At 43.3% G+C, this 6,837-nt stretch carries 7 protein-coding genes; 4 read left to right on the plus strand and 3 right to left on the minus strand.

Annotation, left to right across the window (positions count from 1 at the left end):
* Nucleotides 1-134: 134 nt before the first annotated feature.
* From K0A89_12555 to minD, 3 genes are read right to left on the minus strand one after another with little or no spacing between them, the layout of a single operon-like run.
* Nucleotides 135-683: a DUF2115 domain-containing protein gene (locus K0A89_12555; protein MBW6519313.1), complete on the minus strand. Its 549-nt coding sequence runs from the start codon at nucleotides 681-683 to the stop codon at nucleotides 135-137.
* Between the two features lie 27 nt (nucleotides 684-710).
* Nucleotides 711-1,412, minus strand: a complete 702-nt coding sequence (gene rpiA, locus K0A89_12560; protein MBW6519314.1) for a ribose-5-phosphate isomerase RpiA — start codon at nucleotides 1,410-1,412, stop codon at nucleotides 711-713.
* Nucleotides 1,396-2,196, minus strand: coding sequence for a cell division ATPase MinD (gene minD, locus K0A89_12565; protein ID MBW6519315.1), 801 nt, complete (start codon nucleotides 2,194-2,196; stop codon nucleotides 1,396-1,398). Before minD ends, rpiA begins: the two co-directional genes overlap by 17 nt.
* Before the next feature lie 247 nt (nucleotides 2,197-2,443).
* Between minD and K0A89_12570 the strand changes: the two genes are divergently transcribed.
* The 4 genes from K0A89_12570 to K0A89_12585 form a co-directional block, all read left to right on the plus strand.
* Complete coding sequence (locus tag K0A89_12570) at nucleotides 2,444-2,998, plus strand: hypothetical protein (GenBank protein MBW6519316.1); 555 nt, start codon at nucleotides 2,444-2,446, stop codon at nucleotides 2,996-2,998.
* Nucleotides 2,999-3,577, plus strand: a complete 579-nt coding sequence (locus K0A89_12575) for a hypothetical protein (GenBank protein ID MBW6519317.1) — start codon at nucleotides 2,999-3,001, stop codon at nucleotides 3,575-3,577.
* A gap of 5 nt (nucleotides 3,578-3,582) precedes the next feature.
* Nucleotides 3,583-5,946, plus strand: a complete 2,364-nt coding sequence (locus K0A89_12580; GenBank protein MBW6519318.1) for a hypothetical protein — start codon at nucleotides 3,583-3,585, stop codon at nucleotides 5,944-5,946.
* A gap of 10 nt (nucleotides 5,947-5,956) precedes the next feature.
* On the plus strand, nucleotides 5,957-6,837 hold an 881-nt coding region (locus tag K0A89_12585; protein ID MBW6519319.1), incomplete at its 3' end, for a hypothetical protein.

The raw sequence follows: 6,837 nt of genomic DNA on the forward strand, positions 1-6,837 counted from the left end.
TCGGATATTGACTGGTTAAGGAAGAGTCCTGTGTGTGGGGATTGATGTTTTTAAGAAAATGGTGCTTTTGGGAAAAATGCTGTTTTAGGATTACGAATGTATTGGGGTAACTGATGTTTCCTGATTACTGATGCTCATTCCATATCCGTCTGCTTGGCAACGCAGAATTTACACAAAGCTTCACTGTTATCTTCCTGCTTTTCCCTGACAGGGCAGTAATAATCCTCACCTTTCTTTTCAACAACAAAGCCACCGGGAAATGGTGTGCCCTCGGGGTGCGGAGGGGTGAGAGTAACAAAAATATTGTAAAGCGCGCACATGTGGTACAGTATGGTCATATCAGGATAGTGCTCATCGGTCCGGTCGTCCAGTTTGCTCTGGAAGGTATTGAGGAACTCGGCATATAATTCTCCATCCAGTTTCTGGTTATGGTACGCGTCACCTGAAATTATCGCCTTATAGTTCCCGAAGAGTTGTTCTCCCATCTTTTCCTTGTACAATTTCTTATACCCTGGTGGAAGATACCTGCTTTCCTTCTCCAGTTGTGCCTGTATTTTCATCAGGTCAAAAACAGTGTAACCGGCCAGTTCCTTTTTTAGTTTGGACAGGAGCGTCTGGCTGTCGTGGACTGATTCATGGAGTTCATGGAAATTATCCAGTTTCTTGAACAAACGTTTCGCCATTCTTTCCACCAATCATTCCGGTCCAGTTCAACGATTGCACTTCAATATCTTAACTGTACCATCACGCATGCCCACATAAATCTCATCTGCATTATCAAATATACCATGTTCTATTATACCGGTACAGCCTGACAGTTGCAGCGCCAGTTTACCAGGGTCTGCTATTTCACCAAAATCGACATCCACAACCAGATTTCCGTTATCAGTTATGACTGGACCGTCCTTGCGCACGGCCATGCGTAACAGGGGAATGCCTCCCAGTTCCATGACTTGCCGCCTGACAAGTTCCAGCGCTTTTGGTATAACTTCCAGCGGTACTGGATGGACAAGAGTGTCAACCATTTTCTTCTCATCAACAAGCACCACGAACCGCCTGGAAGAGCAGGCAACGATCTTCTCATTGGTATGTGCAGCACCGCCGCCCTTTATGACAAACAGGTTCGCATCCACCTGGTCAGCCCCGTCAAGAGCAATGTCCGGTACCGGGTCCTGGTCAAGGGACGTTATGGGAATTCCCCATTCAATAGCCAGCATCAGGGATTGATATGACGTGGGAATTCCTCGTATATCCAATCCTTCATCGACCCTGCGCCCCAATGCCTGTATGGCAAAAGCAGTGGTTGAACCGGTACCTAACCCTACTACCATCCCGTCTTCGACCAGGGCTGCGGCAGAATCACCAACTGATTTTTTCTCATTCGTATTTTTATTTTCAGTTCGGTCCATAATTTTCAATTCCTCTTTTCCTGAATTTTCTCATCAGCCTCTGGAACCATCCCGCATCCCTGATTGGCGGCGTATATTCCACCCCTGCAATATTTGCTGCCAGCATAGTCATTGCAATGGATGCAGGAGAATCTGGGATGTGTGTTACCAGAGGGATCATTTTCATGGCAGCTTCGTTCATTTTCGGGTCGTATGGAATAACTGATAATATATCCAGTTCCAGCGTATTCTTAACCATAATCGTTATTTCATCAAGATTCAATGTATCAACGCGGTTCATTACTATACCTTTGATCCTGCATCCAAAAGACTCTACTATAACCTTCATCTTAAGTGTATCTGCTATCGATGCCAAATCAGGAGTAGCAATCAGGATAACATGGTCAATATGGGGAAGCATCAGGAAAATATCTTCGTTCAGCCCGACAGGACCATCAATGAAAATAAATTCGGTCCTGGACTGAAAGTAGTCTATTACTTCAACAAGACCTGCCGGGTCTGCTTCCTGGAATCCTGCAATAGTATCTCCACAGGGAACCACTTCCAGGCCACCGGGTCCAGCATATATCGCCTCACTGATAGATGCTTTCCCTGCTAATACTTCATGTAGTGTGATATGCAAATCCTGAAGACCGAAAACCAGCCCAAGGTTTGCCATTGCCAAATCTGCGTCTATGATTACGGTTTTTTTCCCCATCATAGCTATGGAAGTCGCAACATTTGAAAAAACGGTAGTTTTGCCAACACCACCTTTTCCGGATAACACAAGGCATGTTTCGGATGTCATTATGCTCATCATATCTGAGGGAAACTCTTTTTATATAAAACACCATATGATGTATATAAGGATACATGTTTAGCACGATTGTTGAGGTGATAGTATGGATGATTATGTAGATCAATCAATGGTATTTTTCATGTGCAATGTCTGTGAATTTGAGTTCCAGGCCGACCCGAACTTCATACCTATTGTATGTTCCCAATGTGGAAGTGAAGACACGTATAGAATTTGATAAATTTCCGAAATTATTGTTATGAATAAAACGACATTAAAACTTAGGTCTGACTGTACTAAAAAAAATACGGTTTTTCCTTTTGGCGATACCCGTGGACAGATAAGTCTGGATTTTATTGCCGGGGTTGTCATATTCATGATGACTTTTATTTTCCTTTTCCAGACCCTTACCAATATGTTCGTCCCGTTCCAGACTAATTCTGATGAGGTCAAGTCAGTATCGGACAGAGTAACCAAAACCCTGGTAGAAAGCACCAAAGGTATTGCGAGCAGTCAATCAGATGTAAATGTCATTTCAATTAACAGGGCTGAATATATTAACAGCCTTATGGATAATGCATCCACTTACCGGACAATGCAGGAAGAATGGGGCCTGTACAGTAGTTCGAATATATACACTATCAATATGTCGCTTTACAATACTGATGGTTCATTATACCTGAATGGGACCGGTGGGGTTGTGCTTAATAACGGACCTCAGGTACCACAAAGCACCAATGTTGCGCAAACCATCCGTGTGGTATATGTGGACGCTGATGATACGATAGCAATCCTGCATGTGAGGGTGTGGTAAATGATCTCACCCAGATCCCGTATGCTGCAAAATTGTCATGGACAAATGTATACCCTGGAAGGCGCAGCTTCGGCCATTATGATGATAGTCCTTATTTCGTTCATTGTCCAGGCGTCACCACTGACACCACTGACATCTTCATCATCTAATCAGCAGGTTGAAACACAGATCGAAGTAAGGGCCAATGACCTGATCACCGTACTGGACTATGTACCGGATGGTGATACTTATTCACCGTTGAAACAGGCATTACTTGACTGGGACGGTGGTGAGATTTTTGGTCAGGGTGGTGTCTATATACCCGCTGTAATCACGCTGTGTGATGGCCTGGATGATGTCATACTTGCAGATGGTACGGCCTATAATATGCAAATCTCCTATTTGGACGAAAACAATAATTGGGACACCGTACGAATGATATGGAACGGTTTGCCGTCTGACAATGCAATAATGGTCAGTAAAAAGGTCGTCATTCATGATGAAGATGGCATAAATAGTGAGTCGAATATACCTGACATTTCCAGCGATACTGAATTTTACAATATCCTGGATGTAAGACTTACTCTCTGGAGGATGTGAGGGAGATGCAAAGAACTGGCCCGGATATTCCTGAACCACAGAATGCACAGTTAATATTATTATCAGGATTTATGATTATGCTGGGTACTCTCACGTTCATGATATTGCTCAATAACCTCATCCTCACCGCTAATCTTCCCTCCTCAGGGCTTGATATCTCAAAACAGGATGTAAAAGAATTCAGGAACCTTGCAATTTCTGAAATTGAATATGCTGCACTGGTGACTTTGCAATACGGTACAGACAACAATGTTACCAACGAAACTCTGTTACGGGAATATTTCTTAAATTACACTGATGTCATGGGTGAAACGTTAAGCCAGGTATTTGCAGTAAGGGGAACTTCGGTGAACCTGAAAGTAAATAATGTTTCCTTTACTTCCACACACGGGGAACGTACCATCAAGGTCCAGAAATTCATGACACAGGAGCATAAGTTCCCCAATGCATCTTTGATCATTCCCATGGATAGTAACCAGAATAATACATTACATACATACAAATTCATCTGGAACATTGTAAATAATACCAGTGTTCCGGTGTATACAATATTGCAGGACCCTGTAAATTCAGGGAACATTACAATAGGATCGACGTCAACACCAGGTGCTGTGGACGCTAATATTACCTTCAACAGTTCAGTAAATATCCAAAGATCCCCTGTGACATACGGCAATTATTCTTTCGATGTTGATACTGTGGGTTCCTACCTGATGGGACAGGACATAAATGTCAGTATTGATTTGCCAATTGAAACTTCTGTAAAGGTGGAAGTGTTATATAATAACTTGACAGCGTTATGGGTCCAGAATATCGGATTAACAGGTGGAAAAGCTAATATTACTATCCCGGGCAACATTTTTACATCGCCTTCAACGTACGGTGTGGCACTGCTGGCTTCAGGAGCAATTCAAGATGTAAAACCTCTGGTAGTGTCAGAATATACCATGACTATTCAAACCAATGAAAGCGTGGTTTCGCCGGGAGATACGGTAAAGGTCACGATGAGGACTTATATTAACGGAAATTTGACAAATACATCAGATGATGTTGGTGCAGTATTGCACGATGGTAGTTCCTATTTCAATTTTAATGCAACCCAGGTCAGTACCGGTGTTTATGAAGCTGATATGCTCATGCCCTCCATCGTAGGCAGGTATTCACTTTACGGCGCAATAGCCACCACGAATATAACATTAGGTTTTTCTGAAATCGTGGGCATTGTAGAATATGGCGACATCGATGTAATTGTGGACAGTGATTTTTATCTCAACGTTATCAGTGATGATGTAGCAGTTCCTTCCATGGGTCCGGGGACTATCCAGGTCAGGTATTACTCTGGTGGTCCTTTCATGATAGACGCTAATAACTTCGATGATTCGACACTCCAGTGGATATACAACGAGTCACTCAATTTCAGTCCACCGATAACCATCCATGCATTGAATATGGCAGGTGGCAGAGACCTCCAGTATACTATTGCCATAAATGAGATTCCAAGCGTTGCAGTATATCCCGATACCAGTCCCGAGATCGATACGATCGTAGACTACTATTCTGATATGTTGATACCCTATACACTGTTGAATGATTCTGACATTCTGGCGGGCAGCCTGACCATTGATAATTACAGCATATTACTTACCCATGAGAATATGAGTACTGTGGGCAGCAGCATTACCAGTGCTATACTGAACTGGACAGCTGACGGTGGTGTATTGTATGCTGAATGTCTTGGAGCGGTCACTATGGATGCGGCGATGGAGGCTGTTGATAATAATACCCAGCATCCATGGTTTGGTTTTATTGGCGTTAACGAATCGGATAACAGTACTGTACCCGGAACAATACCAGATGGTCCTTATGTTAGATTGATAAACAGTTCATCAGTGCTTAACTCCACCCCTCCAATGCCACTTTCAGGATTTGTGGAAACGGGAGCAGTATTCAACCAATTGTCCCAGACAAGCAACATAAGTGGTATGTACGGTCCGGTATGGGGACATTCCGGCAGAGGTGTGGCATTTACTTTGAACAATACTACCAGCGCAGTTAATCCTGATACAAATATCATCGGGTATATGGCATATCCCAACGGCAGCCAGGTCTTATTTGACGATGACACAGACGGTGAACTGGAATACCACCTGGCCTATGTGGAAGCTCCGTTTGAGAATGGTAGAGTGGTTTACCTGGCAGGTCATACTATCCAAACACGAGGGACACAGGCAGAACGGATAGCAGGCGAAATATTCTATGCCAGTGTATTCAGGGACCAGGTAATCGTTGATACTCACAATATCAATGTCACCCTTACCTATACTGATGGCATGGCAACGTTTAAAGATACTGTACTGGTAAAAATTTGAGGGAACTACTATGCGAATAATGAATGATGAACAGGCTGTGACGGTAACACTTGAGACCATTCTCCTTTTCACCATAACTGTGATGATGCTTGGTATGGTCATGCTGGCCTTCAACAGCATCAATGACCGGGCCAGTGAGACGGTAATGAATGAGCAGTATGCAAGTATAGGGAATGATGTTGCATCAAAGATCGTGGATATGGATGTGGAAATAAAGGCCAGTCTGTTAGAGGATTCGGTAGTGGAGATACGGAAAGAGCTGAACTTACCACCATTGATCGCCAATAAACCGTATGAGGTTGAGATCACAACAGGTAAAATTACGGTCAGTTCGGCATCCAGTCCTTTTGTTTCTGTAGTTGTTCCTCTGGACCCTGATGTAAATGTGGCTGATGGAAGCAAGGTACACAGCATGGTTGCTGACCATACTCTGATTTATGAACACAACGGACAGATATTATTTGAAAATGGCGGTGTGGACGCTATACCAGATAATACCTGGCCTACAATAAGCATTTTAACTCCAAATAATGGTGCGAAAGTTAGTGATATCGCGACAATCACGGTGCTTGCATTGGATAATGGTGGGATTTCCAGGGTCGAATATTATATTGACGGATATTACCAGACCACCGTTTCAAATGCGCCATATAGCTGGAAGTGGAATACTTATTCCACCTCTGATGGGACCTATACTATAGCAGCTATGGTTTACGACCGTGCCGGTCATTATAATTCTGATACACGCTCTTATACTGTCGATAACGGTGTGGATTCTATGCCACCGACCGGTGAGATTGTGTCACCTCTGAATGGTACCGTTACCGATTATAATCCGCTGCTCATTAAGGCTATTGTCAGGGATAACATAGCCATTGATTTTAGCAGCAT

The sequence above is a fragment of the ANME-2 cluster archaeon genome (assembly GCA_019429385.1).
In the GTDB taxonomy this organism is placed as follows: domain Archaea; phylum Halobacteriota; class Methanosarcinia; order Methanosarcinales; family Methanocomedenaceae; genus Methanocomedens_B.

Bases quoted from the DNA above. Each gene is read 5' to 3' on its own strand.
- K0A89_12575 (MBW6519317.1), top strand. From the start codon at position 2,999: ATGATCTCACCCAGATCCCGTATGCTGCAAAATTGTCATGGACAAATG.
- minD (MBW6519315.1), bottom strand. From the start codon at position 2,196: ATGACATCCGAAACATGCCTTGTGTTATCCGGAAAAGGTGGTGTTGGC.
- K0A89_12580 (MBW6519318.1), top strand. From the start codon at position 3,583: ATGCAAAGAACTGGCCCGGATATTCCTGAACCACAGAATGCACAGTTA.
- K0A89_12555 (MBW6519313.1), bottom strand. From the start codon at position 683: ATGGCGAAACGTTTGTTCAAGAAACTGGATAATTTCCATGAACTCCAT.
- K0A89_12570 (MBW6519316.1), top strand. From the start codon at position 2,444: ATGAATAAAACGACATTAAAACTTAGGTCTGACTGTACTAAAAAAAAT.